Raw genomic sequence first — 26,536 nt, forward strand, 5'->3', positions numbered from 1 at the left:
CCGCCGACACGGGCTACCTACACTCGGGGCATGCCGACCCCTGAGTACGTGATCGGACTTCGCGAGAAGATCGGGACCGACCTGCTGTGGATGCCGGGTGCGTCGGCATACATCCTGCGCGACGGTGCGAACGGACCGCAGGTACTGCTCGTTCGCCGCTCGGACAACGGCCGATGGACGCCGATCACCGGTGTCTGCGACCCGGGCGAGGAGCCGGACATCACGGCACAGCGCGAGGCACTCGAGGAGGCTCTCGTCGAGATCACGGTGGATCGCCTCCTCGCCGTCACGGCGCTCCGGCCGATCGCCTACGACAACGGCGACCGTTGCCAATACCTCGACCACGCGTTCCGCTGCAGCTGGGTCTCCGGTGAGGCGCGCGTCGGCGACGAGGAGTCCTCGGACGTTCGCTGGTTCGATGTCGACGACCTGCCACCTCTCCTGCCGCGCTTCGAGAAGCAGCTGGCCATGGCTCTCGCCGACGACGCACCCGTGCTCTTCGGCGCCACCAACAGGCAACGCTGACGCCTACCTGTTATCCGCCAGATCCTTTTCCAGCAGGGTGAATTCGAGGTCGTCACGCTGTGGTATGCCGAACCGCTCGTCGCCATACGGGAACGGCGACCGGATGCCGGTGTCGCGGTAGCCGCGGCGCTCGTAGAAGGCGATCAGGTCCGCGCGCTGCCGGATGACGGTCATCTCCATGTGCCTGCTCGACCACGTCGTTGCGGCATACCTCTCGGCATACGCGATGACCTGCTTGCCGAGCCCGCTGCCCTGTGCCTGCGGAGACACCGCGAAGAGCCCGAAATACGCTCTCGGACCACGGTTCTGGAGCTGACAGCACGCGATGACCTCATCGCCACGCACCGCGACGAAGAGCACGTCGTCCGGCGCGTCCAGCAGCGCAGTGATCTGCTCGGGGTCGGTGCGCTGACCGTGCAGCAGGTCCGCCTCGGTCGTCCAGCCGGTACGGCTGGAGTCGCCGCGGTATGCCGACTCCACCAGGGCGACGATCGCCGGTATGTCGGCGGCCTCCGCCATCCGGAAGCGCAGGCCGCCGTGCTCTGCCAGCGGCCGTGTTCGGCCGACCTCGCTCATGGTTCACCTCGTTCTCGTCAAGCTGGTCCAGCAGCACCTTAGGCTTTCCAGTGGCTCCCGCTCCGCGACCACCTTGGAGGCATCATGTCCCGCACGCGAGTTCACAACCTCTTCGTGTCACTGGACGGCTATGCCGCCGGCGAGCACGTGACGTTCGACGAGCCGATCGGTGGTGCCGGGCGCCTCTTCGGCCGATTCGACGGACGCGCCATACATGGCGTCGACGGAGTCGATGCTCCGATCACCGTCGACCGCGCGCTCACCACGCTGTGGGGGCAGGGCATCGGGGCCGAGATCATGGGCCGCCGGAAATTCGGGCCGCAGACCGGCGAGTGGGCGGACGACGGCTGGCAGGGCTGGTGGGACGACGAGCCTCCTTTCCGCACACCGGTTTTCGTGCTGACGCACCACCGCCGGGACACGATCGAATTCGCCAACGGCACCAGCTTCCACTTCGTCGAGGGATCGCCGGCAGAGGTGCTGCAGCTCGCCCGGGACGCGGCTGCGGGCCAGGACGTCCGGATCGGCGGCGGCCCGACGACCGTCCGGCAATTCCTCGAAGCCGACCTCATCGACTTCATGCACCTCGCCATCGTGCCGATCACGCTCGGGCGCGGCACCAGCCTCTTCGGTGAACTGGACGGGATCGAGGACCGTTTCGAGATCGAGTCGGTCAGCTCGTCCAGCGGTCTCACTCACCAGCTCTGGAACAAGAAGGGTTGAGGAAGTCGGTTCTGAACAAGCACAGCAAGGCTCGGCTGCGTTGGTATGGCGGCAGCTTGCTGACGCTCTGCTCGGCACCGAACAAGCCGCAGCGTTACGGTGGCTGCAATGACTGATGAGCAAGCCGCCGGAACCCGAACGGCCCCGATCCTCAGCGGGGCGGACGCCGAACGAGTACGCACCCGCGTGCGGCTCCTGGTCGAGATCACGTCGCGCGCCGGAGATTTCCGCGATGGTCTCGCGCTTGCCGGAGACCGGCTCACTCGTTCGGAAGCGACCATCATCGCCGACCTGGAACGACACGGGCTCGACGTGCCACAGCTGCGGGAAGTCCTGTGGGGCGGCCACGTGCTCGTGGACGACCCGGAGCTCTACGAACGCTGGCGCTTCGAGAAGACCCACCAGCGGATGTCGAGCCACCACCCGGATATCGACAAGGAGCGCTACCCGGATCTGGGGCTCAGGGGTCCGCTGGTCCGCGAGAAGCTCCACGGGCGCACCGCGAACGGAACCTGGGTGCAATTGGAGAAGACTCCCGCCGCCATGGGGCCGGGTTTCCACCTGCCGACGATGAACGACATACGGCACCTGTGGGACTACGTCGTCTACCGGTTCACCAAGAGCAATGTCGGCCCGTGGGGCCTGTCCAAGCAGACCGAGCGCCGTCCGGTCTATCTCTCCCCTGCGCTGAGCGCCACCGCGTCGATGCCCGCGGCCGCTGCCACCGAGCTGACGAGGAACCTCGAGCGGATCGAGGACCAGGACGACATCACCTCGGCATCACCGGACCTGGCGCGGCGGTTCCCGCCTCCCGACCGGACGAACACCCTCGCCGAACTCGTCTACCACCCGAGATCACGCAACGGACGCGGGCTGTTCGGTGCATCCGACGTGTATGTCGATGCGGCACCGGCCGACTCGGCCCGTGCCGTGCTGGATGAAGCCGGGAAGTTCACGCCCAGCTGGTCGCTGCCTCGGGTGGAACAATCCGCTCCCACGACGCTGCGTGGTGGCGACCGCGAGATCCGCAGCGCGGCACGCCGCGCACCCGTCAGCAACGAGAAGGTGACCCTATGAGCGCGCAGCCGAAAGAGGCTGGCATCCCACAAGATTCGCTGAACGCCCTGGTGCAGGTGGTCGAGACCGGACCGGTGCCGTTGGGCGGCTACACTCTCGCCGAGATCTACGCCGTGGGCGGGATCGCGCATCTGCAGGAGGAGGAGCCGGCACCGGAGATCGTCGCCGAGGCGGTGCGTTCGCTCGCAGCGCGCAATCTGATCACGACCGAGGCCGGCTCGGACGAGTTGGAGATCCGCGGCGACCTGGGCATTGCCACGGCCCTGCAGCATCGGGCACGCACCGTGATCGACGCCCGCGTCACCGGCACGGAGCCGGACCACCCCTGGCGGTTCATCCTGATGCCGCAGCCGGAGGACGTGACGCTCGAGGTGCTGATCGACGCCCTCGGGATCCACTTCTACTCATTGCGCAAGAGCGACGACGCGCGCGACCGGTTGTGGGAACGGCTGCCCTCCGGTGACCCCGGCCCCGAGGACGCCGATGCCGACACGGTGCTGGCGGCCAGCCCGCAGACGGCGCTGGTGAGCGTCAGCACCTGGGACGACGCGGGCAACCGCGAGACACACGACATCGTGCTCGCGCAGGACGGCGATCGTTGTCACGCCTTCGTGCGGTCCCCCGACGATCCGGCCAAGCTGGTTCCGGCTGCGATGGACAACGACGAGTGGCGTGACATGGTCACCCGCCTTGCCACTGTCAGCTGAGCGTTCGCTCCAGCAGTTGCGGTGAGGGCGGCCGTCAGGACAGGGCGGCGAGAAACGCCTTCGTGCGCTCCAGGACGAGGCCGGCCGCCTCGGCGTCATACGCCTTCAGGGACGAATCCGCGAAGAGGTGCGCCACGCCGGGGTAGAGGAAGAGTTCGGCCGTCGGCACCGAGTCCGCGAGCTCCCGAGCGAACTCCAGGTCCTCGGCGAACCACTCGTCGTCCGGACCGCCGTGGATCTGGGCCGGCAGACCGTCGGGCCACGAGCCGAACTCCGAGACCGGCAGGCAGGAATCGAAAAAGAGCCCACCGAGGGCCTCCGAACGGGTCTGTGCGAGCTTCTGGGCGGGCATCACACCCATCGAAAACCCTGCATACACAACGTTATTCGGCAGCGCGTCGGCCGCTGCGACGCCTCGCGCGAGCACATTGTCGAACCCGATCGTCCGAGCGTGGTCGACGCCGGACTCGACGTCCTCGAACGTGCGACCGTCGAAGAGGTCCGGCGTGTGCACGGTGTGCCCTGCGGCGCGCAACTCGTCGGCAAATGCGTGCACTCCGTCGGTGAGCCCTTGCGCATGGTGGAACAGGATGACCTCGGACATGAGCTTCTCCGTCTAATGATCCATAAATATCGAACGTTCGAAAACGCTAGTATGTTCTGCCATGGAAGGCAAGCCCCCCGACTACGAGCTCGCGGACCGGCTGGCGCTGACCAGCCCCGCCCAGGTCCGCGCACTCGGCAACCCCCTGCGCAACACCATCCTCGGTCTCCTGCACGAACGCGCCGCGACCGTGACCGAGCTCAGCACCGCGGTCGACCGGCCGAAGAGCACCGTCGCCCACCACGTCAAGGTGCTCACCGAGGCCGGGCTGGTGCAGGTGGTCAGGACCCGTCGAGTGCGGGCGATCGAGGAGGCGTTCTACGGCCGGACGGCACGGCTCTTCTTCGTGTCGCTCGAGGGGTCGGATGACGGCGCCGAACAGCCGCTGGACTTCAACGACTTCGAGGTCGCTGCGCGCGAGTCGGGGCCGGCATACGCCGAAGGGAAACTGTGGGGGTTCATCCGGCACGCCAGGATCGACGAGCAGCAGAAGGAGGAGTTCTGGCGGCGTATGGCGGCACTCGTGGAGGAGTTCGACGCGCTCCCCCGCAGCGGTGACGTCGTGCACGGCTTCGCGATCGGCGTCTACCCGATCCCGGACTATCCCCAGCTTCCGCGCTCAACGGACTGACGGCGCCCCATGACAATCCGACCTCCGAATTGCCTGCTCAAGCCGCCCACGGATCTATGACCTGCACCCCAGTCCCATTGAAATCCTTGACGTTTCGCGTCGCGCACGTCGCGCCATACGCCCGACAGATGGCGGCGATCTGAGCATCGGCGGTGTGGATCGGCAAGCCGGCCTTCTCGCGCGCGACGAGGACATCGGCGTAGTGTTCGGCGGCCTTGACATCGAACGGCAGGATCGAGCTGGTCTCGCGGTAGGGCTCCAGCGCAGCATCGATCTTCACGGCCAACGCCGAGCTGCGCTTGCCGTCCGGCAGGCGTCGCACGCCCGCCAGCAACTCGGCGAGGGTGACTGCAGTGATGGCCACGTCGCCAGTAATGCCCTCCAACCACGCGACAACGCGAGTGTTCGGCCGCGGTCGGAAGATCTCGGAGATCACGTTCGTGTCGAGGACGATCACCCGAGGTCCGCCACTCGCGCCACATCGGTGCGTTCCGGCAGTGGAAGGTCCTCGACGCCGCCTGTTTCCTGAGCCGCCCGGAGGAGCGCTAGTCCGATATGTGGCCGACGAGTGGCCTTCGTCAGGATGTCGCGCACCTCGGCTTCCATCGACCGCCCGTGCTCCTCCGCCTGCGCGACAAGTTGCTGCTTCACGGAGTCATCGAGTCCACGGACAACGATTGACGCCATCGGAACCACCTCCCTCAAGTGATATCAACTACGATATCACCCATGACGCAGCACATGGACTCTCCGGCCGACTGGTACTTCGAGGACTTCGCCGTCGGCCAGGTCTTCCACACGCAGGGCCGGACCATCACCGAAGCGGACATCGTGTCCTTCGCCGGTTGGAGCTGGGACACCAACCCGGTCCACACCGACGCGGTGCACAGTGCCGCCGGCCGCTTCGGACAGCCGATCGCGCACGGACTGCTCGGCCTGTCGGTGACCCTGGGGCTCGCCTCGCGTCTCGGCGTTTTCGAGAGTTGCTCGATCGCACTCCTGGGTATCGACGGCTGGCGCTTCGAGCACCCGGTCCTGGCCGGTGACACCGTCCGCTGCGCGATCCGCATCACCGGCGCCCGCGCCACGAGCAACGGCAAAGCCGGCATCCTCGAGCGCGAATTCACCCTCACCAACCAGGACGGCACCGTCGTCCAGCACGGCAACATCGGGCTGATGGTTTCGCGCCGACCGTCCTGAAACCTGTTGCTACCGAACGCGATCCGCTGGCATCCCGGCGGCGCCGAGGACGATCTCGCTCACCTCGTCGGGTCTGGCCAGGAAGGACGAGTGGCCGGACGTGATCTCGTAGACGTCATCGGCACGTCGGCTGAGCCCGCGCTGCACGCTCACCGCTGTCGCGCGGTCGTCGGTCGTCATCACGTAGGTCGACGGTTTCCCTTGCCATCCAACGGATTTCGGCGATTGTGCAAGCACTGCGGGGTTCATGCCACGTAGGTGTTCCACCGCCGCCTCGGGGTCCGGGCAGTCGTGGAACAGCACCTCGGCAGCCCGGTCCGGCTTCATCACCATGGTCTGCTCGTCGACCATCTCGAGGTCGGTCTGCGGGTGGATGTTCGGCTCGTCCGCGGGTGGCTCGAAACCGCCGAGACTCTCGCCCACGTCGGCCATGTATGCCGACAGGTAGACGATCCGCCGCACGGCCGGATGATCGGCCGCCGCGTCGGTCGCGGGGATCCCGCCATACGAATGCGCGACCAGCACCGCGTCGTCATATCGATCGAGCGCGGAACGTATGGCGGCCGAGTCGTCATACAGGTCACCGCGTTCGGGCCGGCAGCTGGGCAGGTCGACCGTTTCGACGATCAGCCGCCGCGCCGTCAGTCGCGCCGCGACCTCGTGCCAGTGCCACGGTGCGTGCCAGGCGCCGTGGACCAGCACCACGGCAGATGCAGCAGTTTGCGTTGTCATGCGAATCACTCCCCCGCAGCAGGATTCCGACACAGAGGTTGTTGCGTCAAGGGATGCGGGCAGACTGGCCGTTATGGACGACCTGCAGATACCGCCGGGACCGGGTGCCCCGCGCGGTATGACGGTGCCGGCCGGCGAGCTCGTCGAGCAGTTCTCGCACGCCTCCGGACCGGGCGGCCAGGGCGTCAACACCGCGGACTCACGCGTGCAACTGAGCCTCGACATCGGGACCACGACGGCACTGACCGAGGCCCAACGCGCACTGGTGCTCGAGCGCCTCGCCACGCGACTGGCAGGCACGGTCCTCACGATCAGCGCCGCCGAACACCGCTCCCAACGACGCAATCGAACCGCGGCGCGGGAGCGGCTCGCCATACTGCTGCGGGAGGCTGTGGTCCCCGCGCCGACCCGACGCCCGACCCGTCCCACCCGCGGCTCGCAGCGTCGCCGGCTCGACGCGAAGCGGGAGCGCTCCGAGGTCAAGCAGAATCGCAAGCCGCCGCGCGCGGACTGACCGGCCGCGCGTCCACCAGTCGAACCGGCACTCCACCGCATTCAGGCGCAGACCAACGTCTCGAGTTCTGCTTGGAGGAGCGTAATCTGCTGTCCGGCGGCTGACAGGAGGAGCAGCATGACCACACGACACGCGTTGATCATCGGAGCGTCCCGAGGGATCGGCTTCGGCCTCGTCGAGCGGCTGCTCGAACGAAAGTGGCAGGTCACCGCCACGAGCCGACGCGTTGACGACAGCGGCCTGGCCGAATTGTCCGGGCGGTTCGAAGGACGCTTGCACCAGGAGCGGGTCGACATCGACCTCGAGGATCAGGTCGCGGCCCTGCACCAGAGGCTGACAGGGTCGGCCTTCGACCTGATTCTGGTCAACGCCGGCGTGACACACGACCGGTGGGAGACGTTGGCCGAGGTCAGCACCGAGACCTTCCAGCGGCTGATGCTCACCAACGCGCTCAGCCCGATGCGATTCATCGAACGCTTCCAGGACCGCGCAACCTCGACGGGCACCCTGGCCGTGACGTCCTCCGGACAGGGAAGCATCACCAACAACACCCGAGTGACCGGCTGGGAGGTCTACCGGGCCAGCAAGTCGGCACTGAACCAACTGATGCGCAGCTACGCCGCCCGCCACCCCCAGGACCCGCACACTCTGCTGCTGCTGGCCCCTGGCTGGGTGCGGACCGAACTCGGAGGGCCCGAGGCCAGTCTGAGTGTCGAGCAAAGCACTGCCGGTCTCGCCGACGTCATCGAGGCGCAGGCCGGACGGGGCGGCCTGCAGTTCCTCGACCACTCGGGCCAGACGGTTCCGTGGTAGATCGGATGGCGACGGGGGTCGTCAGACGTTGAAGCGGAACTCCACCACGTCGCCGTCGGCCATCACGTAGTCCTTGCCCTCCATGCGCGCCTTGCCGTGTGCACGGGCCTCGGCGACCGAACCGAGCTCGAGCAGGTCCTCGAACGAGATGACCTCGGCCTTGATGAAGCCCTTCTGGAAGTCGGTGTGTATGACGCCGGCCGCCTGCGGCGCGGTCCAGCCCCGCCGGATGGTCCACGCCCGTGACTCCTTGGGGCCGGCCGTCAGGTAGGTCTGCAGGCCGAGCGTGTTGAAGCCCTTGTGCGCCAGCTGCGCCAGACCGGACTCGGTGGCGCCGAAGCCCTGCAGCATCTCCAGAGCTTCCTCGTCGGACATCTCGGTGAGGTCCATCTCGAGCTTGGCGTTGAGGAAGATCGCCTCGGCCGGCTCGACGAGCTTCTGCAGCGAGTCCTGCAGCTCGGAATCGGTCAGCTGGTCCTCGTCCACATTGAAGACGTAGAGGAACGGTTTGCCGGTGAGCAGCCCGAGCTCCTTGATCGGAGTGACGTCAAAACCCTTGGAGAACAACGTGTCTCCGGCTTCGAGGATCGCCTGAGCCTCCTTGGCGCCATCCAGCACGGACTTGTCGGTCTTCTTGCCCTTCACCTCTTTGTCGAGGCGCGGCAGCGCCTTCTCCAGCGTCTGCATGTCGGCGAGGATCAGCTCGGTGTTGATCGTCTCCATGTCCGACTCGGGCGAGACCTTGCCGTCGACGTGCACGACGTCGTCGTCGTTGAAGACGCGGATGACCTGGCAGATCGCGTCCGCCTCGCGGATGTTGGCCAGGAACTTGTTGCCCAGGCCCTCACCCTCGGAGGCACCGCGCACGATGCCGGCGATGTCGACGAAGGACACCGTGGCCGGGACGATCTTCTCGGACTTGAAGACGCCGGCGAGCTGGTCGAGCCGCTCGTCCGGCAGCGGCACCACCCCGATGTTGGGCTCGATCGTCGCGAACGGGTAGTTCGCTGCGAGCACGTTGTTCTTGGTCAGGGCGTTGAACATGGTCGACTTGCCGACGTTGGGAAGACCGACGATTCCGATAGTGAGTGCCACGGGATCAGGAGTCTAGTGGTCGGGTGGAGTGGTTCGGTCCACGCGCGGCTCCGGGCGGGCCGAAGCGCGGCCGGCGTACGCGAATTTGTCGGCCGACCACGCCCGTGGCACCGTGGGATCGGGCCCGGATCGTGCGGCCCCCGGACGAGGGCGCCGTACCCGGACAGCGACAAGACGGCCACTCGAAGGGGTGTTTCCCATGGCATGGGCCGTTCTCGTCATCTCCGGAATGCTGGAAGCAGTCTGGGCCACGGCGCTCGACAAGTCGCAGGGGCTCTCCCGCGTCATACCGGCGACCGTCTTCCTCGCCGCGCTGGCCGCCAGCATGACCGGCCTCGCGATCGCGATGCGCAGCCTGCCCGTCGGCACCGCGTATGCCGTCTGGGTCGGCATCGGCGCCGTGCTCACCGTCGTCTACGCCATGGCCACCGGCGGGGAGTCGGTGTCAGCGCTCAAGATCGTCTTCCTGCTCGGCATCGTCGGTTGCGTGATCGGGTTGAAACTGAGCCACTGACCATGAGCACACCATGAGCCCGCCGTCCCGCTGCCCATAGAGTGCGACCCATGCTGGTGCACCTACGGCTCACCGTCCCCGAGGACCTGACCGATGACGTCGTCCGGCTGCTGGAGGCACGGTCGCGGGTGACCAACCTCGTCATACAACCGGGTGTATGCCGGGACCCGCGCGGCGATCTCGTCGAGTGCGACACCGCGCGGGAGTCGGCCGGCGAACTCGTCGACGCGCTCCGCGATCTCGGACTCGCCGACCGCGGCGGCATCGTGATCAGCCGACCGACCGGCACGCCGTTCCGTCGCGCCGGGGAGCTGGAGGACGCGGCACCGGGCGAACCCGACGACGCGGTGATCTGGGACGAAGTGCTCGCCTCCGCCGAGTCCGCGAGCACACCGACGATCTCGTACCACGTCTTCCTCGTGCTGGCGACGGTGCTCGCGGCGATCGCGGTGATCACCGACTCCTCGGTCCTCGTCGTCGGCGCGATGGTCGTCAGCCCGGACTTCGCGCCGGTCGCGGCGCTGTGCACCGGGGTCGTCTTCGGCCGTCTCGGTGTCGTATGGCGCAGCGCCATCCTGCTGGTGGCATCGTTCGTCTTCGCCATCGCCGTGGTGGCAGTGCTCGGTGTGATCGCGGACGGCACGCACTTGATCAACGCCGCCGACGTCACCCGCCCCCGCCCGCAGACCGCGTTCATCTGGCACCCGGACCATTGGTCCTTCATCGTGGCGCTCATCGCCGGTGCCGTCGGTGTCCTCGCGATGTCCACCGACAAGACCGCCGCCATGGTCGGTGTCTTCATCTCGGTGACGACAGTGCCTGCCGCCGGGAACCTCGCCCTCGGACTGGCCACCTGGCAACAATCCGAGATCACCGGATCCGCAAGCCAGCTCGGCATCAATCTGGCCGGCCTGGTGCTGGCCGGGATCGTCACGCTGGCGATTCAGCGCCTGCTCTGGCAGCACGTGACGCACGCAGCACAACTGCTCTTCGGGCGACTGCCCTAGTGGTGGAGGCCGCGGCCGGGGAAGTCAGGTCGGCATAGCGGCCAACCGTCGCGTCGAGGGCCGCGAGCGCCAGAGCCAGGTTCTCGGCGGGCGTGATGGCCTGACCCACGAGAGCCGCGAGGGTGGTTTCGCGCACCAACGCGATCCATCCGTCGAACGCCACTTCGGCGATCGGACGTGCGGCACCCGTGCAGCCCGCGGCGTCCAGCAGGACTTGGCCCATCATCCGAAAGTGATTCGAAACCGGTTCTCGGACGGCCGGATCGGCGGCGACCGAGCTCCGGTTGGCGATGAGCACGAGGTGCGGATGCACCGTGTAGAAGTCGAGGTACTCCGCCAGTTGCTCCTCGACCCACTCCCGCACGGTGCCCGCCGTGGACGGGTCCGGGGCGGCGCCGAGGTGCTCATGCGCACGCTCCCAGATCGCCGCGAAGTAGTCGGCCTTGGAGGTGTAGTAGTGGTAGAGCAGGGCCCTGGTCACGCCGGCGCGTCCGGCGATCTCGTCCATCGACAACTCTTCGAACCGGCAGTCCTCGAAGATCGCCTCACCGACGTCGAGCAATTGCGCGCGGCGCTGCTCGGGAGTCATCCGTCGGTGGGTGGGCACGGGACTCAATCGTAGTTCGGGACGTTGCGCGTGTGTGGTCATCGGCATTATTTGTGCTGCCCCTTTCCACAGCACCGCAAGGGTGTCCCTGCGGGCGGCTGTCACAGGCGACTGGTTTGCTGAACTCATGACCGGATTCGTGATCGGCGTTCTCGTCGGCATCGTGCTCGCCGCCGGGCTCACCTGGGGCCTGCTGCGTCAGTCGTATGCCGCCCGGCGCGCTTCGCTGGCCACCGAGCGCGATCTACTGCGCGAGCGGGTGATCGACCTGGAGTCGACGGTCGCCGACGACCAGCAGACGGCGGCGGTGCTCGGTCCGCTGAGCGCGACCCTGGGCCGGGTGGAGCAGCAGGTCGCAACCTTGGAGCGCGACCGCGTCGAGCAGTTCGGCGAGCTCGGCGAGCGACTGGCCGAGGTCGGTCGGGTCACCGGCGCATTGCACCAGGAGACAACGCAATTGGCGGGCGCGTTGCGGGCGACGTCGACCGGAGGCACCTGGGGCGAGGTGCAGTTGCGGCGGGTGTTGGAGCACTCCGGCATGCTCGCGCACTGCGACTTCGAGGAGCAGGTGACCGCGGTCAGCCGCCACGACGCACGCATCCGCCCGGATGTCGTGGTGCGGCTGCCCGGCGACCGGGTGCTGGTCATCGACAGCAAGGCGCCGACGCGCTCGTTCCTCGATGCGCAGGCCGAAGGCGTCACGCCGCAGGATCGCGATCGGCTGCTGGCTCAGCACGCCAAGGCCCTCGTGCGGCACGTGGATTCCCTTGCTGCCAAGGCCTATTGGAGTGCATTCGAGCAGTCGCCGCAGCTCGTCGTGTGTTTCGTGCCGGCCGACGCGATGCTTGCCGCCGCCCTCCGTCAGGACCCCTCACTCCTCGACCGCGCCATGGCGCGCAACGTCGTCCCGGCCTCCCCGAGCACCCTGCTCGCGCTGCTGCGGACCAGTGCCGCCGCCTGGCAACAGGACAGCCTGGCGCGTGGTGCCCGCGAGTTGCTGGTGCTCGGCCAGACGCTCTATGACCGGTTGGGCACGATGAGCCGGCACACGTCCCGCGTCGGCCAGTCCCTGACGAAGTCGGTCGAGGCCTACAACGCGATGGTCGGCACCCTGGAGTCGCGGGTGCTCGTCACCGCCCGGCAGATGCACGCACTCGGCCTGGCCCAGGACGCACCGCCCGCCGAGCTCAGCGTGATCGAGACTGCCGCCCGTCCGCTGACCGCCCACGAGCTCATCGACGCGCTCGACGAGGACGTGGCACGGCCGACTCTGGATCTCGAGTCGCCTTTCGCGGCCGCGTCACCTCGTGACGCGGAGTCGGGGACTCGCGACGCCGGCTGAGGTCAGTGCAGCGAGCCGGCGTCGTGCCGGACCTGCGCCGAGTCCTCCTGGCCGCGTGCCTTCAGGTCGCGGCGCAGCTCCGTCGGCAGTGCGAAGAGCAGGCTCTCCTCCGCGGCGGTGATCGTCTCGACGTCGGCATACCCGCGCTCGGCGAGGTAGGCGAGCACGTCGCGCACGAGAATCTCGGGCACCGAGGCCCCGGAGGTCACCCCGACGGTGGCCACACCGTCGAGCCAGCTGTCCTCGATCTCGTCGGCGTAGTCGACCAGGTGGCCGTCACGGGAGCCGTGCTCGAGTGCCACCTCGACCAGCCGGACCGAGTTGGACGAGTTGCGGCTGCCGACGACGAGCATCAGATCGGCACGGGCCGCCATCTGCTTGACGGCGTGCTGGCGGTTCTGGGTCGCGTAACAGATGTCGTCGGACGGCGGGTCCTCCAGATTCGGGAAGCGCTGCTTCAACCGACGCACCGTCTCCATCGTCTCGTCGACCGACAGCGTGGTCTGCGACAACCAGACCAACTTGTCCGGATGGCGCACCTCGACGGTGTCCGCATGCTCCGGGGACTGCACCAGCACGATGTTGTCGGGCGCCTCACCCGCGGTGCCGACGACCTCTTCGTGGCCCTCGTGCCCGATCAGCAGGATGTCGTATTCGTCGGACGCGAACCGGGTCGCCTCGCGGTGGACCTTGGTGACCAGCGGGCATGTGGCGTCGATGGTCTTCAGGGACAGCGCCTTGGCCTGCTCCCGCACCTCCGGCGCGATGCCGTGCGCCGAGAACACCACGGTGGCACCCTCGGGCACCTCGTCGGTCTCGTCGACGAAGATCGCTCCGCGCTTCTCCAGCGTGGCGACCACGTGCTTGTTGTGCACGATCTGCTTGCGTACGTAGACCGGCGGGCCGTAGAGGTCGAGCGACTTCTCCACCGTCACCACCGCGCGGTCGACGCCCGCGCAATAGCCCCGCGGCGCCGCGAGCAGCACGCGCTTGGTCTGCTCGCCGGCGGCCTGGTCCATGTCGGTCGCTGCTGGCGAAGTCATGTCCCCATGCTAGGTGCGCGCCCACCAGTGGACGAAACCGACCGGTAGCGGTCGGCGTCCCGGCTGAATCCTCGCGTCAGACCTTCCCGGCAAGCATGTCCATCAGCCGCTCGACCACCGAGCCGGTGCGCAGCCCGTCGTGTTCGTACTCATTGGTGACCCACGGCCGCACGTTGCCGACGCGTCGTGCGGTGTCCAGCGAGAGGTCGGCGTCGACATACATGTCGTCGAAGTAGACCGCCGCCACGACCGGGACGGTGTTGCCCGCGAGGCGTTCCTCGTCATACAGCGCCGGCCAGTCGTCGATGGCCGCGAGGATGTCGGCGGCCTCGGCGAAGGGCTGCAGCAGCGGGATCTGGTCGAACATCCAGCGGAACATCGTCTCACCGGTGAAGAGCAGCGGGTCCGCGTCGGCCGCGAACTCCGGGCGCCGTGCGAGTTCCGCGTCGGCCGCCCAGCCGGTCGGCCTGCCCGGCAGGCCGTAGCAGTACTCCTGCAGCGCGTAGATCGGCCCGTTCGCGTAGGACGTCTCGGCCATCACCGACTGCAGGAACCGGTCGGCCAGGCGGTCGCCGTCCCAGGCGGTGTCGAGCAGCCAGTGCACGTGCTCGTAGCCGTAGCTCATCCCGAAGATGCTGCCGATCAGCCGGAAGCGCTCCGGTGTGAACCGCGAACCGTCCGGTAGGAGGACCTCATGCGCGGCGAGGTGATCGGCGATGGCGCGCACCGTGACCACATCGTCCGGGTAGCGCTCGTAGTAGGCGGCGTTCTTGCGGGCGATCCGCGGGAACGTGCGTGCGTAGACCTCCGTGGCGTCCGCCTGCAGACCGGACAGCCCGCCGGTGACCATGCACCCGGCAAGTCCCTCGGGCGCCTGTGACAGGTAGGTGAGGGTGATGAACCCGCCATAGCTCTGCCCGAGCGAGGTCCAGGGCTTGCCGCCGGCGACCTGCTTCCGGAAGAGCTCGGCGTCGGCCACGATGCTGTCGGCCCGGAAGTGCCGCAGGTATGACGCGATCTCCGCCGCGGACATCCCCTCGGTCGAGCGGGCGGTCAACGGGGTGGAGCGACCGCAACCACGCTGGTCCAGCAGCAGCACCCGGTGTGTTTTGGTGACGTGACCGAGCCAGCCGTCGGCGCGCAGCGGGCGCGGGCTCTCACCGCCCGGGCCGCCCTGCAGGAAGACCAGCCAGGGCAGGTCCTGCTCGGCCTTGTCGACGGCCACCGCCTCGCGCGCGAACACCTCGATGGACGCACCGCTCGGATCGGAGTGGTCGAGCGGCACCTGGAGCGTGTGGTCGGTCAGCGCGAGACCGGGGATGCGGATCGTCATACCCCTGAGGCTAGTTCGCGCACTGCCGTTGTGGGCGGCCACGTCTAGAGTGGCCGGGGTGAGCACACCCCTGCCGGAGAAGGCCGCCGACACCACGGCCGAGCAACCATGGCCGGTGCGCAAGCTCTCGGTGAAGATCAGCGACTACGTCGACAAGATGTCGGCGCTGTGGGTCGAGGGGCAGATCGTCCAGCTCAACCGACGTCCGGGAGCGCCCACGGCATACGTGACATTGCGCGACCCCGAGGTCGACATGTCCCTATCGGTCACCGTCCACGTCAACACGCTCGACGCCATGGGCCCGGGCCTGCAGCAGGGCGCGCGTGTCGTCGTGCAGGCCAAGCCGCAGTTCTGGACCAAGCGCGGCTCGCTGCACCTGAATGCCCGGCAGATGCGCCCCGTGGGTGTCGGCGAGCTGCTCGCCCGGCTGGAGCACCTGAAGCAATTGCTGCGCAGCGAGGGCATCTTCGACGCCTCCCGCAAGAAGCCGCTGCCGTTCCTTCCGCACACCGTCGGTCTCATCTGCGGGCGTGCGAGCGCTGCCGAGAAGGACGTCGTCGAGAACGCCCGACGCCGTTGGCCGGCAACACAATTCGAGATCCGCCAGGTCGCCGTGCAGGGTCCCAACACGGTCCCTGAAGTGACCGCCGCGCTCGCCGAGCTGGACGCCGCGCCGCACGTGCAGGTCATCGTGGTCTCCCGCGGTGGCGGCGGATTCGAGGACCTGCTGCCCTTCAGCAACGAGGCCCTCGTGCGCGCCGTCTCCGCGACACGTACCCCTGTCATCAGTGCGATCGGCCATGACGAGGACACGCCCCTGCTGGATTTCGTCGCCGATGTCCGCGCCTCCACCCCCACCGACGCGGCCAAACGGGTGGTACCCGACCTGCAGGACGAGCTGCGCGGCCTGGCCCAACTGCGGGGCGCCGGCGCCCGGGCGTTGCAGCACCGGCTCGCCGCCGAACGACGCCACCTCGACCAGTTGCGCAGCCGGCCCGTCCTGGTCGCTCCGGAGACGATGGTCGCCACCCGCCGCGCCACCGTCGAGGCGCTGCGCGACCGAGCACGCGCCCGGATGACGCACCGGCTCGATCGTGCCCACGACCAGGTCGGCCACCTGCGTGGTCAGCTGCGGGCGCTCTCGCCTTTGCAGACCCTGGAGCGTGGGTATGCCGTCGTGCGGCACGCCGGCGGCGAGGTCGTCACCGACGTCGCGACGGTCGAGAGTGACGAACTGTTGCGGGTGACCGTGGCATCGGGCGATTTCGCGGTGCGCCCAGTCTCCTGAATTAGGGGAATTCAGTGCAGGCGCGGCAGGCGCTGTTCGCCATACAGCACACCGCGGAAGAGGTCTCCGTGCTCGGCGAGGCGGTCCCCGATCGTCCGGATCGTGAAGCGGTCCGGCCGCAGCTCCGGATCGTCGAGCTCGTCCCAGCTGATCGGTGCCGACACCGGCGCTCCCGCCGCCGGGCGCGGGCTGTATGGCGCAACCAGCGTCTTGTTGATCGCGTTCTGCGTGTAGTCCAGGCGAGCCCGCCCACGACGCTCGTTCTTGACCCACTTCCAGCTCACCAGCTCCGGCATGACCGCACCCACGGTCCGGGACACCTGCTCGACCCACGCGCGGGTCTGCTCGAAGCTCGGCCCACGCGCGATCGGCACCCAGATGTGGATGCCGCGGCGGCCGGTCAGCTTGGGGAACGCCGTCACGTCCAAGTGCTCGAACGCCGTCCGGTGCAGTCTCGCCAACTGGAGGACCTCCTCCCAGGACGTCTTCTCCCCCGGGTCGAGATCGAACAGCGCATAGGTCGGCCGCTCCGGCTCGTCGGTGCGCGAAGTCCACGGATGCCATTCCAGCGCACCGTAATTCGCGGCCCAGACCAGCGCGGCCGGCTCGTTCACGACGAGGTAGGTGTGCGCCTCGTCGTCCTCCGCGGCCTCGTTGTCCCACCGCGGCAACCACTTCGGCGCACGGTCCGGCACCGACTTGTGCCAGAAACCCTTGTGGTCCGCGCCGTCCGGGTAGCGGTGCATGTTGAGCGCGCGACCGGCCAGGTAGGGCAACACCGTCGGGGCGATGGTGGCGGCATACCGCAGCAGCTCGCGCTTGGTGACCGGGTCGGCCTCCTCCGTGCCGGGGAACAGGACCTTGTCCAGGTTCGTGACCTTCAGCGATCGCCCGAACACCTCCCAGGTGCCGTGGTCGCCCATCTCGTCCAGCGCCTCGAGCGCCTCCTGGTCGGGCCCGGCCACGGCATCGCTGTCCAGCTCGACCGACGCGGCGGCGGCCGGCAGATCCGAGCGCCACAGCCGATCGGGATCGGCCTTGACCTCCTCGTTGGTGCGGCCGCTGAGCACCGACAGCGGATGGTCCTCCGGGTCCCAGCCGCGCACCGCGTCGTCGTCGTGCTTGTGCAGGAGCAACCACTGCTCGCGATCGGACTGCTCGCCCCGGCGCACCAGGACGAAGCGGCCGCGCAGCTTCTCGCCATACAGGTCCGCGTGGAAGTCGCCGTCGGCGACCGCCTGGGCCGGGTCGTCGGTGGCGTGCGGCTCCCACGTGCCGCGATCCCACACGATGACGTCTCCCCCGCCATACTCACCGCGCGGTATGACGCCCTCGAAGTCCTGGTACTCCAGCGGGTGGTCCTCGACATGCACCGCCATCCGGCGCACGTCGGGGTCGAGCGTCGGGCCCTTGGGCACGGCCCAGCTCACCAGCACACCGTCGATCTCGAAGCGCAGGTCGTAGTGCAGTCGCCGGGCGCGGTGGCGCTGCACGACGAAACGGCGCTCGCCGGCCGGCCGATCGGCGGACGTCTGCTCCCCCGACGGTTCCGGGGTGCGGTCGAACTTCCGCTTCTCGCGGTATGTCGTCAACGGCTCGTCACGACGGGACCTGGTGCCCACGGTTCCACCTCCTGTGCCGCCCTACCCCGGATGCTGTGTCCTCACGCTCGCAGAACTGCAGGGGTGAGGGAGCGGTCCGGAGCGAGGAGGCCGAACCACCACGATTGACTACGCTGCCCCGTATGCCGAAGAACGCCGGACCTGACGAGACGACCGCCGACGACACGGCGGGCGCCAATGCGGACGTCGCCGAGCTCGGTTACGAGCAGGCGCGCGACGAACTCGCGTCGATCGTGAGCCGGTTGGAGGGCGGCACCGAGACGCTCGAGGAGTCGATGCGGTTGTGGGAGCGCGGTGAGGCGCTTGCCGCGCACTGCGAGCGCTGGTTGGACGGCGCGCAGCGCACCATCACGGCGATGACGGACACCGAGCGCAGCGCCGACGAGGCCGACACCGGCGAGTGAGCCGGGGTCAGGGCGTGGCGACCGTCGTCGGTCCGGCCTTGGCGAGCTGGCTCGTGCTCAGCGGTTTCAGCGACGTCGCGAACGCCTGCAGCTGATCCCAGCCCCCGGTGCCGGTCACGATGGTGGTCAGCCCGGCCAGGTCCTTGGAGCGGACCAGGCTGCGCTCTCCGCCATCGGAACGTTGCAGCTTCGACCAGCGCACACCGTGCACCGTGACCGAGCCGGCCGGCGTGCTCTCGCCGGTCTGCTCCTGCACCCACGTTGCTGCGCCGTTCTCGGTCTGCACGACTCGCGCGTAGCTGCCACCGGGTGCGTCATACCCCGCCTGCCAGGTGTCGGGCTGCTTGTCGACCGACACGAGCCGCACGTTGACCGCCTGCCAACCCTTCGGCAGCCCCACGGCCACGGCCGGGTCCCAGTGCTTGCTCAACCCGACCTCTCGCGCGATCCCGGCGACGTCAGCCGTTGGCTGCGTCGTGTTGCTGGCCCGCGGCACCCAGGCCCACCAGACGAGCACCGCCAGCATGACCAGGACCATCGAGATGATCATGCTGCGCGCCGACCCGAGGCCGCGGCGGCGCGGCACGGGCTGATCGACGGTTGCCCGACCGTCCGCCGGCGGCTGCGGCGACGTACGAGCGCCGCCGGCCGGGGTATCACTTTCACTCACGCCTCTCATCGTCCCAAACGCAAGCTGGTACGTCGCGCCCCGGCCCACACCTCGCGCCCGATAGAGTCGTGGCCGAACCCGCCCGAGTTCTCCGAGGAGATTTCATGCCGTCAGACGTTGTCCCCCCGGAAGTCCACCCGGAGGTCCCGGACCGCAACCTCGCACTCGAACTCGTGCGTGTCACCGAAGCGGCGGCGATGGCCGGTGGCCGGTGGGTCGGCCGCGGTGACAAGAACGCCGCCGACGGCGCCGCGGTCGCGGCGATGCGGCACCTGATCTCATCCGTCTCGATGAGCGGCGTCGTCGTCATCGGCGAGGGCGAGAAGGACCACGCTCCGATGCTTTTCAACGGCGAGCACGTCGGCGACGGCACCGGACCGCACGTCGATGTCGCCGTCGACCCGATCGACGGCACCACCCTGACGGCCAAGGGCATGACCAACGCGGTCTCCGTCATGGCGGTCAGTGAGCGCGGCTCCATGTACGACCCCAGTGCCGTCTTCTACATGGACAAGCTCGCGACCGGCCCGGAAGCCGCCGACGTCGTCGACATCCGCCTGCCCGTCGCCGAGAACATCCGCCGCGTCGCCAAGGCGAAGCACGGCTCGGTCTCGGACGTGACCGTCGTCCTGCTGGATCGTCCGCGCCACCAGAAGCTCGCCGAGGAGATCCGCACTGCCGGGGCACGCATCCGCTACATCTCCGACGGTGACGTCGCCGGCTCGATCATGGCGGCCCGACCCGACACCGGCATCGACCTGCTGCTCGGCATCGGCGGCACCCCGGAGGGCATCATCAGCGCGTGCGCGATGAAGTGCACCGGTGGCGTGCTGCAGGGGCGGCTGTGGCCCAAGGACGACGACGAGCGACAGCGCGCGATCGATGCCGGACACGACCTGGACGCCGTGCTGACCACCGACGAGTTGGTGACGAGCGACAACTGTTTCTTCGTCGCGACCGGCATCACCGACGGCGAGTTGCTGCGCGGCATCCGCTACCGCGGTGGCGGTTGCACCACGCACTCCCTCGTCATGCGCTCCAAGAGCGGCACGATCCGCTCCATCGAAGCCGTCCACCCCATGGCCAAGCTGGAGCAGCTCAGCGGCGGCCTCCTGAACGGCTGAGGGGCCTCGCATGGTTGACACCCTGGTCATCGGTGAAGCCCTCATCGACATCGTGCGCCCGGTCGACGGGCCGGCGCAGGAGTATGTCGGGGGCAGTCCGCTCAACGTCGCCATCGGCCTGGCGCGCCTGCAACACCCCGCGCGGTTGGCGGCATACCTCGCGGACGATGCGTACGGTCGGCAGATCCGCGACCACCTCGCGGCCGACGACGTCAGCCTCGTCGAGGGCAGCCTGAGCGCCGACCGGACGCCCACCGCCATCGCGACCCTGGACGAAACCGGTTCTGCGACATACGAGTTCGACCTCGCCTGGGACCTCCCCCATCCCTTACCGACCGACATCGGGCACCTGCACACCGGCTCGATCGCGGCCGCGCTGCAACCCGGCGCGGAGAAGGTCGCCGGGGCCATGCTCGCCGCACGTGACTACGCGACGGTGTCCTTCGACCCCAACCCGCGCCCGACACTCATCGGCGAGCCGCACGACGTGCGTGCGCAACTGGAGCAGCTGATCGGCTACTCCGACGTGGTCAAGGCCAGTGACGAGGACATCGCCTGGCTGTATGGCGAGGGCGCCGACCCCAGCGAAGTGCTCGCATTGTGGGGGAAGCTTGGCCCGTCCCTGGTGGTCATGACCCGCGGTGGGGATGGAGCGCTCTTCCATGTGACTACCACCGGTGAGACCCAATCCGTAGCCGGCAGAAGCGTTTCCGTCGCTGACACGGTCGGCGCCGGGGACTCGTTCCAGTCCGGTCTCCTGTCCGGCCTGCTCGACGCGGGCTTGCTCGGCTCGGCGGATGCCCGCGACCGGCTCCGCCGCGCCACCGCAGCCGACCTGCGACCTGCCGTCGACCGAGCGATCGCTACTTCTGCCATCACCGTCTCCCGCGCCGGCGCCAACCCGCCGACGCGCGACGAGTTGCGCTGAGGCCGTCGGCTCAGCGGGGCCGGATCGACAGGTCCTCGACCGAAGCCTCCGGCGGCGCGGTCAGTGCGAAACGCACTGCGGACGCGACGGATTCGGGGCGCAGGTAGTCGCTCTCGTCATACTCCCCGCCCTCGAAGTCGCGCAGTTCGCGCTGCATGTCAGTGGCGACCCGGCCGGGGTAGACGGTCGACACCCGCACGCCGTTGTCACGCTCCTCCTCGCGCAGCCCGTCGGCGAACGCGCGGACCGCGAACTTCGACGCCGAGTAGAGGCTGCCCTGCGCGTTGGAGCGCAGTCCGGCCCCGGAGTTTACGACCACGACGGTGCCCCGGCCGGCGCGCAGCTTCGGCAGCAACGATCGGGTCAAGTCGGCGACCGCCACCACGTTCACCTCGAGCGTATGGCGCCAGGCGTCGCGGCCGAGATCGGCGACCGCACCACTGCCCAGCACTCCCGCTGAATGGACGACGCCGGCCAGTTGCATGGTTTCATCGAGCGAATCAATCGCAGCAGCAACCGAATCAGGATCAGTGAGGTCCGCGACGAACGGCGTCGCATGCGGCAGCACACCACACACGGACCGGACCGCGGCTTCGTCACGGCCACCGATCAGGAGGTCGTGGTCATCGGCCAACGCGTCGACCACCGCACGACCGATGCCACGCGTGGCACCGGTGATCAGCACGACAGGGCGAGTCTCAACAGTCATGGACCCACCGTATGGGCTCGAGTCGCGGTCTCGATACGGTCCCTCGTTCCTCGGTCGCTACTCGACCCGCGAATGCCGAGAGGACAGCAAATGACCGAGAGGACAGGGAAATCGGGTCATTTGGACCGCGATTCCCCTGTCCTCTCGGTCAAGGGGTGTCCTCTCGGCGAGGAGGGGGCGGTGCCGCCCCCTGGCCGTCTACGCCGATTTCTCCGCCTGCTCTGCGTCGCGCTTGCGGGCACGCTCGAGCGCGGCCCTGCGCATCTTCTCCGAATCAGCCGCGATCTCGGCCGCCCTCGCGTCGTCACGCGTGAGGTTGTCGCCGCTCTGCGGATCGAAGACGTGCATCGACGCCGGGTTGAAGGCCAGCTGCGCCTCGTCTCCCTCGAGCACCCGCGAGCGCGGATCCAGGTTGACGATCATCTGCGTCCGCAGACCTTCGCCATCCAGGTCGCGGTCGAGCTCCTCGAGCTGGTCACGAACGGCGCCGTCGGCTTCGTAGGGAATGTAGGCGTACTGCTCGTTGCCCAGCCACTCGGTCTGGTCGACGACCGCGGTGAACTTCACCGAGTGCTCCGGTCCCGGCTCGACGGTCGTGTCCTTGAGGTGCTCGGGACGCAGGCCGACGATGACGATGTCCTTGCCCTTGACCTTCTCGGCGAGCGGGCCGTCGAGCGGCACGTCGACGAACGGCAGCTTCAGCGAGTTGCCCTCGACCTTCGCCGGCAGGAAGTTCATCGGCGGCGAGCCGATGAAGCCGGCGACGAAGAGATTCATCGGCTGTTCGTACAGCTCACGAGGAGACGCGACCTGCTGCAGGATGCCCCGCTTGAGCACGCAGACCCGGTCACCCAGCGTCATCGCCTCGGTCTGGTCGTGCGTGACGTAGACCGTGGTGATGCCGAGCCGGCGCTGCATGCGCGCGATCTCGGTGCGCATCTGGCCGCGCAGCTTGGCGTCGAGGTTCGACAGCGGCTCGTCGAAGAGGAAGGCGTCCGCCTCGCGGACGATCGCGCGCCCCATCGCGACGCGCTGCCGCTGGCCACCGGACAGGTTGCCCGGCTTGCGCTCCAGGTGCTCGTCCAGCTCCAGCATCGCGGAGGCGTCGCGGACCTTCTTCTCGATCTCCTCGTTGCTGTGCTTGCCCTTCTGCAACCGCAGCGGGAACGCGATGTTCTCGAAGACGGTCAGGTGCGGATAGAGCGCGTAGTTCTGGAAGACCATCGCCAGGTTGCGATCGCGCGGCGCCAGGTCGTTGACCCGCTTGCCGTCGATCTCCATCTCTCCGGAGGTGATGTCCTCCAGGCCGACGATCATCCGCAGCAGCGTGGACTTACCGCAGCCCGACGGCCCCACCAGGATGACGAACTCGCCGTCCTTGATGTCCAGGTTGACGTCATTGACGGCCGGGAAGCCGTCGCCGTACTTCTTGACAATGTGCTTGAGTTCGATGCTCGACATTGCTCTCTCCTTGGAAGGGTCTTTCAACCCTTGACTGCGCCGGACGTGAGTCCGGCAACGATCCGCTTCTGGAAGACCAGCACGAGGATCACGACGGGAATGGTGACAACGACCGCAGCGGCGCAGATGGCGCCGGTCGGTTGAACGAACTGGCTGGCTCCGGTGAAGAAGCTCAGCGCTGCAGGCACCGTCTGCGCATGTTGCGCAGTCAGGTTGGAACTGAAGACGAAGTCGTTCCAGGCGGTGAAGAAGGCGATGATCGCCGTCGTGAAGACGCCGGGTGCCGCGAGCGGCGCGACCACCTTCACGAAGGCCTGCCAGCTCGTCGCACCGTCGACCTGGGCGGCCTGTTCCATCTCCCACGGGATCTGCTGGAAGAAGGCGGACAGGATCCAGATCGACAACGGCAGCGTGAGCGCCAGGTAGGGGATGATCAGCCCGGGCAGTGTGTCGAAGAGCCCGATCTGCCGCCAGAGGTTGAACAGCGGCGTGACCATCGCGATCACCGGGAAGAACGACACGGCAAGGGCAGTCGTCAGGATCAGCTTCTTGCCCGGGAAGTCCAGCCGGGAGATCGCGTAGGCACAGAACGTCGCGAGCACGACGCTGATCACGGTCGACACCACACAGACGATGATCGAGTGCCACAACGCCGGCACGAACAGGTCGGAGGCTCCGCCGGAGAAGATCAGCTTGTAGTTGTCCCAGCTGATGTCCTTCGGCCAGAAGTTGCCGAGGATGTTCTGACTCGAATCACCCAGTGCCGCATCGGATTTCAACGATGTCGCAAGGATCCACAGCAGTGGTATGACGGTCCAGATCATGATGACGATCGAGACGACACCAAGGCCGTTCTTGGCCTTGTTACTGATATTGGTCTCCACGGCTCAACTCCTCCCGCTCGTGGTGAGATCGACCTTGAAGAGCTTGACGAAGATGAAGGCGATGATCAGCACGATCAGGAAGAGGATCACGGCGAGCGCCGAGCCCATCCCGATCTCCACCCGGCTCACCGTCTCGGTGCCGACCAGCATCGACAACGTGTTCGTCTTGTTGGCGCCACCGGTCATGACATACGGATTGTCATAGATACGAACGGCGTCCAGCGTGCGGAAGAGCAACGCCACCATCAGCGCAGCCTTCATGTTGGGCAGGATCACCTTGGTGAAGCGCTGCATCCAGGTGGCACCGTCGACCTTGGCGGCTTCCTCCTGCGCCGAGTCGACCTGTGCCAGGCCGGCCAGCAGCAGCAACGACATGAACGGCGTGGTCTTCCAGATCTCCGACAGGCAGATGATCGCCAGCGAGGACCAGCGCCCACCGAACCAGTTGTAGCTCTCACTGAACCCACCGAAGGTGATGAAGTGCAGCCAGTGGTTGAAGAAGCCGGTGTCGATCTGCGCGGCATACAGCCACGAGAAACCCGACACGACGGTGACGATCGCATACGGAATCAGCACCACGGTTCGCAGCGTGCGCCGCGGCCAGACGACCCGGTGCATGACCATTGCGATCGCCATACCGAGGATCAGCTCGAAGACGAGCGTCACGACCACGATCACCAGCGTGGTGACGAACGCCTGCCAGAAGAGCGAGTCCGACAACGCGGTGATGTAGTTCTGCAGCCACACCAGCTTCTTGCCGGCCGGGTCGGTCAACCGGTAGTTGAAGAGGGACAGGTAGACCGCGTAGGCGATCGGATACAGGGTGACCAGCAGCATGACGACGAACGCCGGCCCGGCGAGCCGCCAGCCGAGGTTGCGCTCGCCCTTGGCCCGATCGGACAGGTGCGCCTGTTCCTCGGAGGTGAGTTCGCCCTTGGAGGTTTCCGCGACGGTACTCATGACGCCACCCTCGTCCCTCGGGCGCTGTCATGCGCCCCGGTCGCAATGGTTCGCTCGCTTCGCTCGCTCATAGCAGGGCCTTCCCGTTCAAGACCTTGATGATGAAGGACTGTGTCTTGCCGGGCGTCTGCTGATTGACGGAGCTCGGCGGGCTGAACTTCTGCTGCAGCGCCGTCGAGATGTCACCCCAGTAGGGCGTCAGCGGTCGCGCCGCCGCGACATCCAGCGACTTGCGGATCTCGGCCGCGATGCCGTTCGGGAACGCTTTCTTGACCTCGGCGGTCTCGTAGGCGCCCTTGCGGCTGGCCGGGTTGCCCGATTTCGCCATGTAGTCCGCCTGGTGCTTCTGGTTGGTGATGCAGGCGGCCGCCTGATAGGCGAGCGCCGTGTGCTGGCTGTTCTTGCCGACCGCCAGCTGGATACCGCCGTATGGCGGCGCGGCCTTCTTGCCCTGCACCGTCTCCGGGTACATGGTCGCGGCCACGTCGGACTTGTCCTTGCCGGCATACGCGCCGTAGGTGTAGGGCCAGTTGACCAGGAACCCACCCTTCTTGCTGCTGAAGAGGTTGAGCGACTCGGTCTCGGTCGAGTTGCCCATCGCCGGCCCGCCGGCTCCGGTCGAGGAGACCTCGTGGATGATCCGGGCGGCGTCCTTGCCGGCCTGGGAGTCCAGGCCGAACTTGATGTTCTCGTAGGTGGCGTTGGGGTTCTTGACGATCTCCCCGCCGGCGCCCGCGACCAGTGCGTTGATCCAGACCGAGTAGCCCTCGTAGAGCTTCGCCTGGACGCCGATCTGCATCTTGGTCTTCTGGGACGCCTTGATCAGCTGGTCCCAGGTGACCGGCTTGGTCATGTCGATGCCGGCCTGCTTGGCGACCGACTTCTTGTACCAGAGCAGCTGGGTGTTGGACCAGAACGGCACCGACATCAGCTTGCCGGCGTAGGTCGACGCATCGATCGACGACTGCACCCGGTCGGCCTTGAAGTCGTCGATCATGTTCTTGGGCATGGGCGCGAAATAGCCCGCGGCGGCGAACTCGCTGACGAAGGCCGGGTCGACACTCATCAGGTCCATCGTCTTGTCACCACCGGCCAGTCGTCGCAGCAACTGGATCCGCTGGTCGCTCGCGGAGTTCGGCAGCAACTGGACCTTGATCCGGTATTTGCCGCCGGAGGCGTCCGAGCACTCCTTCGCCAGCGTGGCCTGCCCGCCCTTGCTCGCGTCGGCGTTGCCTACGTCGGGGTTGATGTACCAGGTGAGGTGGGCCGGTCCGGAACCGCTGCCGCTGCTTCCGCCGCAGGCAGCGAGGCCGGTCGTTGCCATCAGCGCCGCTGCGCCTATCGCGATGCCACGTCGAGGTGGCCTGAGCCGTTTCATATGCATCCGCTCCATCCAGGGGGTGTGAGCTACAACACGTTCCCCACGGTCTACACCTTTCCATC

At 67.6% G+C, this 26,536-nt stretch carries 31 protein-coding genes and 1 riboswitch; of the genes, 15 read left to right on the forward strand and 16 right to left on the reverse strand.

Annotated features, from left to right (window positions below; translation table 11 throughout):
* The first annotated feature begins 30 nt into the window (after positions 1-30).
* Positions 31-525 (forward strand): NUDIX hydrolase, encoded by a 495-nt coding sequence (locus tag VG502_RS04385; protein WP_325548810.1) that lies wholly within the window; start codon positions 31-33, stop codon positions 523-525.
* A 3-nt stretch (positions 526-528) separates the two neighbouring features.
* Here the strand turns inward: VG502_RS04385 and VG502_RS04390 are convergent, their stop codons facing one another.
* Positions 529-1,101, reverse strand: coding sequence for a GNAT family N-acetyltransferase (locus VG502_RS04390; RefSeq protein WP_325548811.1), 573 nt, complete (start codon positions 1,099-1,101; stop codon positions 529-531).
* Between the two features lie 84 nt (positions 1,102-1,185).
* Between VG502_RS04390 and VG502_RS04395 the strand changes: the two genes are divergently transcribed.
* From VG502_RS04395 to VG502_RS04405, 3 genes are all read left to right on the forward strand, one after another.
* Complete coding sequence (locus VG502_RS04395) at positions 1,186-1,824, forward strand: dihydrofolate reductase family protein (RefSeq protein ID WP_325548812.1); 639 nt, start codon at positions 1,186-1,188, stop codon at positions 1,822-1,824.
* A gap of 108 nt (positions 1,825-1,932) precedes the next feature.
* Entirely contained in the window at positions 1,933-2,901 is a 969-nt protein-coding gene (locus VG502_RS04400) for a hypothetical protein (RefSeq protein ID WP_325548813.1), read from the forward strand.
* Positions 2,898-3,608, forward strand: a complete 711-nt coding sequence (locus VG502_RS04405) for a hypothetical protein (RefSeq protein WP_325548814.1) — start codon at positions 2,898-2,900, stop codon at positions 3,606-3,608. The genes VG502_RS04400 and VG502_RS04405 overlap by 4 nt, the downstream gene beginning before the upstream one ends.
* Before the next feature lie 34 nt (positions 3,609-3,642).
* Here VG502_RS04405 and VG502_RS04410 read toward each other — a convergent pair whose 3' ends face one another.
* Positions 3,643-4,212 (reverse strand): dienelactone hydrolase family protein, encoded by a 570-nt coding sequence (locus VG502_RS04410; RefSeq protein WP_325548815.1) that lies wholly within the window; start codon positions 4,210-4,212, stop codon positions 3,643-3,645.
* A 61-nt stretch (positions 4,213-4,273) separates the two neighbouring features.
* Here VG502_RS04410 and VG502_RS04415 point away from each other — a divergent pair, with 61 nt between their 5' ends.
* Entirely contained in the window at positions 4,274-4,843 is a 570-nt protein-coding gene (locus tag VG502_RS04415) for an ArsR/SmtB family transcription factor (protein ID WP_325548816.1), read from the forward strand.
* A 37-nt stretch (positions 4,844-4,880) separates the two neighbouring features.
* Here the strand turns inward: VG502_RS04415 and VG502_RS04420 are convergent, their stop codons facing one another.
* Both VG502_RS04420 and VG502_RS04425 read right to left on the reverse strand, forming a co-directional pair.
* Positions 4,881-5,300 carry a type II toxin-antitoxin system VapC family toxin gene (locus VG502_RS04420; RefSeq protein WP_325548817.1) on the reverse strand — a complete coding sequence of 140 codons (420 nt, stop codon included), beginning with the start codon at positions 5,298-5,300 and terminating at the stop codon, positions 4,881-4,883.
* A complete protein-coding gene (locus tag VG502_RS04425) occupies positions 5,297-5,530 on the reverse strand; it encodes a FitA-like ribbon-helix-helix domain-containing protein (RefSeq protein ID WP_325548818.1) in 234 nt (77 codons plus the stop codon). The genes VG502_RS04420 and VG502_RS04425 overlap by 4 nt, the downstream gene beginning before the upstream one ends.
* A 42-nt stretch (positions 5,531-5,572) precedes the next feature.
* Between VG502_RS04425 and VG502_RS04430 the strand changes: the two genes are divergently transcribed.
* Positions 5,573-6,043, forward strand: a complete 471-nt coding sequence (locus VG502_RS04430; protein WP_325548819.1) for a MaoC/PaaZ C-terminal domain-containing protein — start codon at positions 5,573-5,575, stop codon at positions 6,041-6,043.
* A gap of 9 nt (positions 6,044-6,052) precedes the next feature.
* Here VG502_RS04430 and VG502_RS04435 read toward each other — a convergent pair whose 3' ends face one another.
* A complete protein-coding gene (locus tag VG502_RS04435; RefSeq protein ID WP_325548820.1) occupies positions 6,053-6,775 on the reverse strand; it encodes an alpha/beta fold hydrolase in 723 nt (240 codons plus the stop codon).
* Between the two features lie 73 nt (positions 6,776-6,848).
* Between VG502_RS04435 and arfB the strand changes: the two genes are divergently transcribed.
* Together arfB and VG502_RS04445 are read left to right on the forward strand one after the other, a co-directional pair.
* Entirely contained in the window at positions 6,849-7,289 is a 441-nt protein-coding gene (gene arfB, locus VG502_RS04440) for an alternative ribosome rescue aminoacyl-tRNA hydrolase ArfB (protein ID WP_325548821.1), read from the forward strand.
* A gap of 117 nt (positions 7,290-7,406) precedes the next feature.
* Positions 7,407-8,102: an SDR family NAD(P)-dependent oxidoreductase gene (locus VG502_RS04445; protein ID WP_325548822.1), complete on the forward strand. Its 696-nt coding sequence runs from the start codon at positions 7,407-7,409 to the stop codon at positions 8,100-8,102.
* Between the two features lie 21 nt (positions 8,103-8,123).
* Here VG502_RS04445 and ychF read toward each other — a convergent pair whose 3' ends face one another.
* On the reverse strand, positions 8,124-9,197 hold the full coding sequence (gene ychF, locus VG502_RS04450; protein ID WP_325548823.1) for a redox-regulated ATPase YchF: 1,074 nt from the start codon (positions 9,195-9,197) through the stop codon (positions 8,124-8,126).
* A gap of 117 nt (positions 9,198-9,314) precedes the next feature.
* Positions 9,315-9,380: riboswitch (guanidine-III (ykkC-III) riboswitch) on the forward strand.
* 16 nt (positions 9,381-9,396) lie between these two features.
* Between ychF and VG502_RS04455 the strand changes: the two genes are divergently transcribed.
* On the forward strand, positions 9,397-9,711 hold the full coding sequence (locus VG502_RS04455; protein ID WP_325548824.1) for a DMT family transporter: 315 nt from the start codon (positions 9,397-9,399) through the stop codon (positions 9,709-9,711).
* A 50-nt stretch (positions 9,712-9,761) separates the two neighbouring features.
* The gene (locus tag VG502_RS04460; RefSeq protein WP_325548825.1) at positions 9,762-10,718 is read left to right on the forward strand and encodes a DUF389 domain-containing protein; all 957 of its coding nucleotides are present in this window, start codon (positions 9,762-9,764) and stop codon (positions 10,716-10,718) included.
* On the opposite strand, the gene VG502_RS04465 is transcribed toward VG502_RS04460, so the two are convergent.
* Entirely contained in the window at positions 10,642-11,325 is a 684-nt protein-coding gene (locus VG502_RS04465; RefSeq protein WP_325548826.1) for a TetR/AcrR family transcriptional regulator, read from the reverse strand. The two genes, VG502_RS04460 and VG502_RS04465, sit on opposite strands and share 77 nt — an antisense overlap.
* A 127-nt stretch (positions 11,326-11,452) precedes the next feature.
* Between VG502_RS04465 and VG502_RS04470 the strand changes: the two genes are divergently transcribed.
* Positions 11,453-12,667 (forward strand): DNA recombination protein RmuC, encoded by a 1,215-nt coding sequence (locus VG502_RS04470; protein ID WP_325548827.1) that lies wholly within the window; start codon positions 11,453-11,455, stop codon positions 12,665-12,667.
* 2 nt (positions 12,668-12,669) lie between these two features.
* Here VG502_RS04470 and VG502_RS04475 read toward each other — a convergent pair whose 3' ends face one another.
* Both VG502_RS04475 and VG502_RS04480 read right to left on the reverse strand, forming a co-directional pair.
* Positions 12,670-13,686, reverse strand: a complete 1,017-nt coding sequence (locus VG502_RS04475) for a 4-hydroxy-3-methylbut-2-enyl diphosphate reductase (RefSeq protein ID WP_414655699.1) — start codon at positions 13,684-13,686, stop codon at positions 12,670-12,672.
* 100 nt (positions 13,687-13,786) lie between these two features.
* Positions 13,787-15,043: an alpha/beta fold hydrolase gene (locus VG502_RS04480; RefSeq protein ID WP_325548829.1), complete on the reverse strand. Its 1,257-nt coding sequence runs from the start codon at positions 15,041-15,043 to the stop codon at positions 13,787-13,789.
* Positions 15,044-15,101: 58 nt separating this feature from the next.
* On the opposite strand from VG502_RS04480, the gene xseA reads away from it, so the two are divergent.
* Positions 15,102-16,331 carry an exodeoxyribonuclease VII large subunit gene (gene xseA, locus VG502_RS04485; RefSeq protein ID WP_325548830.1) on the forward strand — a complete coding sequence of 410 codons (1,230 nt, stop codon included), beginning with the start codon at positions 15,102-15,104 and terminating at the stop codon, positions 16,329-16,331.
* 11 nt (positions 16,332-16,342) lie between these two features.
* Here the strand turns inward: xseA and ligD are convergent, their stop codons facing one another.
* Positions 16,343-17,953, reverse strand: a complete 1,611-nt coding sequence (gene ligD / locus VG502_RS04490) for a non-homologous end-joining DNA ligase (RefSeq protein ID WP_325548831.1) — start codon at positions 17,951-17,953, stop codon at positions 16,343-16,345.
* Between the two features lie 122 nt (positions 17,954-18,075).
* Between ligD and VG502_RS04495 the strand changes: the two genes are divergently transcribed.
* Positions 18,076-18,357 (forward strand): exodeoxyribonuclease VII small subunit, encoded by a 282-nt coding sequence (locus VG502_RS04495; RefSeq protein WP_325548832.1) that lies wholly within the window; start codon positions 18,076-18,078, stop codon positions 18,355-18,357.
* Positions 18,358-18,364: 7 nt separating this feature from the next.
* Here VG502_RS04495 and VG502_RS04500 read toward each other — a convergent pair whose 3' ends face one another.
* The gene (locus VG502_RS04500; RefSeq protein WP_325548833.1) at positions 18,365-19,027 is read right to left on the reverse strand and encodes a DUF4245 domain-containing protein; all 663 of its coding nucleotides are present in this window, start codon (positions 19,025-19,027) and stop codon (positions 18,365-18,367) included.
* Between the two features lie 104 nt (positions 19,028-19,131).
* Here VG502_RS04500 and glpX point away from each other — a divergent pair, with 104 nt between their 5' ends.
* Positions 19,132-20,151, forward strand: coding sequence for a class II fructose-bisphosphatase (gene glpX / locus VG502_RS04505; RefSeq protein WP_325548834.1), 1,020 nt, complete (start codon positions 19,132-19,134; stop codon positions 20,149-20,151).
* Between the two features lie 10 nt (positions 20,152-20,161).
* Positions 20,162-21,079 carry a carbohydrate kinase family protein gene (locus VG502_RS04510; protein ID WP_325548835.1) on the forward strand — a complete coding sequence of 306 codons (918 nt, stop codon included), beginning with the start codon at positions 20,162-20,164 and terminating at the stop codon, positions 21,077-21,079.
* 10 nt (positions 21,080-21,089) lie between these two features.
* On the opposite strand, the gene VG502_RS04515 is transcribed toward VG502_RS04510, so the two are convergent.
* The 5 genes from VG502_RS04515 to VG502_RS04535 all read right to left on the reverse strand — a co-directional run bounded on the left by VG502_RS04515 (position 21,090) and on the right by VG502_RS04535 (position 26,417).
* Positions 21,090-21,788 (reverse strand): SDR family oxidoreductase, encoded by a 699-nt coding sequence (locus VG502_RS04515; protein WP_325548836.1) that lies wholly within the window; start codon positions 21,786-21,788, stop codon positions 21,090-21,092.
* 198 nt (positions 21,789-21,986) lie between these two features.
* Positions 21,987-23,249: an ABC transporter ATP-binding protein gene (locus tag VG502_RS04520; protein WP_325548837.1), complete on the reverse strand. Its 1,263-nt coding sequence runs from the start codon at positions 23,247-23,249 to the stop codon at positions 21,987-21,989.
* Between the two features lie 23 nt (positions 23,250-23,272).
* On the reverse strand, positions 23,273-24,073 hold the full coding sequence (locus VG502_RS04525) for a carbohydrate ABC transporter permease (RefSeq protein ID WP_325548924.1): 801 nt from the start codon (positions 24,071-24,073) through the stop codon (positions 23,273-23,275).
* A 63-nt stretch (positions 24,074-24,136) separates the two neighbouring features.
* Positions 24,137-25,093 carry a carbohydrate ABC transporter permease gene (locus VG502_RS04530; RefSeq protein WP_325548838.1) on the reverse strand — a complete coding sequence of 319 codons (957 nt, stop codon included), beginning with the start codon at positions 25,091-25,093 and terminating at the stop codon, positions 24,137-24,139.
* Positions 25,094-25,160: 67 nt separating this feature from the next.
* The gene (locus VG502_RS04535) at positions 25,161-26,417 is read right to left on the reverse strand and encodes an extracellular solute-binding protein (protein ID WP_325548839.1); all 1,257 of its coding nucleotides are present in this window, start codon (positions 26,415-26,417) and stop codon (positions 25,161-25,163) included.
* Positions 26,418-26,536 lie beyond the last annotated feature (119 nt).

It is taken from the genome of Flexivirga sp. (genome assembly GCF_035551235.1).
Lineage (GTDB): Bacteria > Actinomycetota > Actinomycetes > Actinomycetales > Dermatophilaceae > Flexivirga.

Coding starts and splice junctions, on each gene's coding strand:
- VG502_RS04385 (WP_325548810.1), top strand. CDS start 31: ATGCCGACCCCTGAGTACGTGATCGGACTTCGCGAGAAGATCGGGACC.
- VG502_RS04390 (WP_325548811.1), bottom strand. CDS start 1,101: ATGAGCGAGGTCGGCCGAACACGGCCGCTGGCAGAGCACGGCGGCCTG.
- VG502_RS04395 (WP_325548812.1), top strand. CDS start 1,186: ATGTCCCGCACGCGAGTTCACAACCTCTTCGTGTCACTGGACGGCTAT.
- VG502_RS04400 (WP_325548813.1), top strand. CDS start 1,933: ATGACTGATGAGCAAGCCGCCGGAACCCGAACGGCCCCGATCCTCAGC.
- VG502_RS04405 (WP_325548814.1), top strand. CDS start 2,898: ATGAGCGCGCAGCCGAAAGAGGCTGGCATCCCACAAGATTCGCTGAAC.
- VG502_RS04410 (WP_325548815.1), bottom strand. CDS start 4,212: ATGTCCGAGGTCATCCTGTTCCACCATGCGCAAGGGCTCACCGACGGA.
- VG502_RS04415 (WP_325548816.1), top strand. CDS start 4,274: ATGGAAGGCAAGCCCCCCGACTACGAGCTCGCGGACCGGCTGGCGCTG.
- VG502_RS04425 (WP_325548818.1), bottom strand. CDS start 5,530: ATGGCGTCAATCGTTGTCCGTGGACTCGATGACTCCGTGAAGCAGCAA.
- VG502_RS04430 (WP_325548819.1), top strand. CDS start 5,573: ATGACGCAGCACATGGACTCTCCGGCCGACTGGTACTTCGAGGACTTC.
- VG502_RS04435 (WP_325548820.1), bottom strand. CDS start 6,775: ATGACAACGCAAACTGCTGCATCTGCCGTGGTGCTGGTCCACGGCGCC.
- arfB (WP_325548821.1), top strand. CDS start 6,849: ATGGACGACCTGCAGATACCGCCGGGACCGGGTGCCCCGCGCGGTATG.
- VG502_RS04445 (WP_325548822.1), top strand. CDS start 7,407: ATGACCACACGACACGCGTTGATCATCGGAGCGTCCCGAGGGATCGGC.
- VG502_RS04455 (WP_325548824.1), top strand. CDS start 9,397: ATGGCATGGGCCGTTCTCGTCATCTCCGGAATGCTGGAAGCAGTCTGG.
- VG502_RS04460 (WP_325548825.1), top strand. CDS start 9,762: ATGCTGGTGCACCTACGGCTCACCGTCCCCGAGGACCTGACCGATGAC.
- VG502_RS04470 (WP_325548827.1), top strand. CDS start 11,453: ATGACCGGATTCGTGATCGGCGTTCTCGTCGGCATCGTGCTCGCCGCC.
- VG502_RS04475 (WP_414655699.1), bottom strand. CDS start 13,686: ATGGACCAGGCCGCCGGCGAGCAGACCAAGCGCGTGCTGCTCGCGGCG.
- VG502_RS04480 (WP_325548829.1), bottom strand. CDS start 15,043: ATGACGATCCGCATCCCCGGTCTCGCGCTGACCGACCACACGCTCCAG.
- VG502_RS04495 (WP_325548832.1), top strand. CDS start 18,076: ATGCCGAAGAACGCCGGACCTGACGAGACGACCGCCGACGACACGGCG.
- glpX (WP_325548834.1), top strand. CDS start 19,132: ATGCCGTCAGACGTTGTCCCCCCGGAAGTCCACCCGGAGGTCCCGGAC.
- VG502_RS04510 (WP_325548835.1), top strand. CDS start 20,162: ATGGTTGACACCCTGGTCATCGGTGAAGCCCTCATCGACATCGTGCGC.
- VG502_RS04515 (WP_325548836.1), bottom strand. CDS start 21,788: ATGACTGTTGAGACTCGCCCTGTCGTGCTGATCACCGGTGCCACGCGT.
- VG502_RS04520 (WP_325548837.1), bottom strand. CDS start 23,249: ATGTCGAGCATCGAACTCAAGCACATTGTCAAGAAGTACGGCGACGGC.
- VG502_RS04525 (WP_325548924.1), bottom strand. CDS start 24,073: ATGATCTGGACCGTCATACCACTGCTGTGGATCCTTGCGACATCGTTG.
- VG502_RS04530 (WP_325548838.1), bottom strand. CDS start 25,093: ATGAGTACCGTCGCGGAAACCTCCAAGGGCGAACTCACCTCCGAGGAA.
- VG502_RS04535 (WP_325548839.1), bottom strand. CDS start 26,417: ATGGCAACGACCGGCCTCGCTGCCTGCGGCGGAAGCAGCGGCAGCGGT.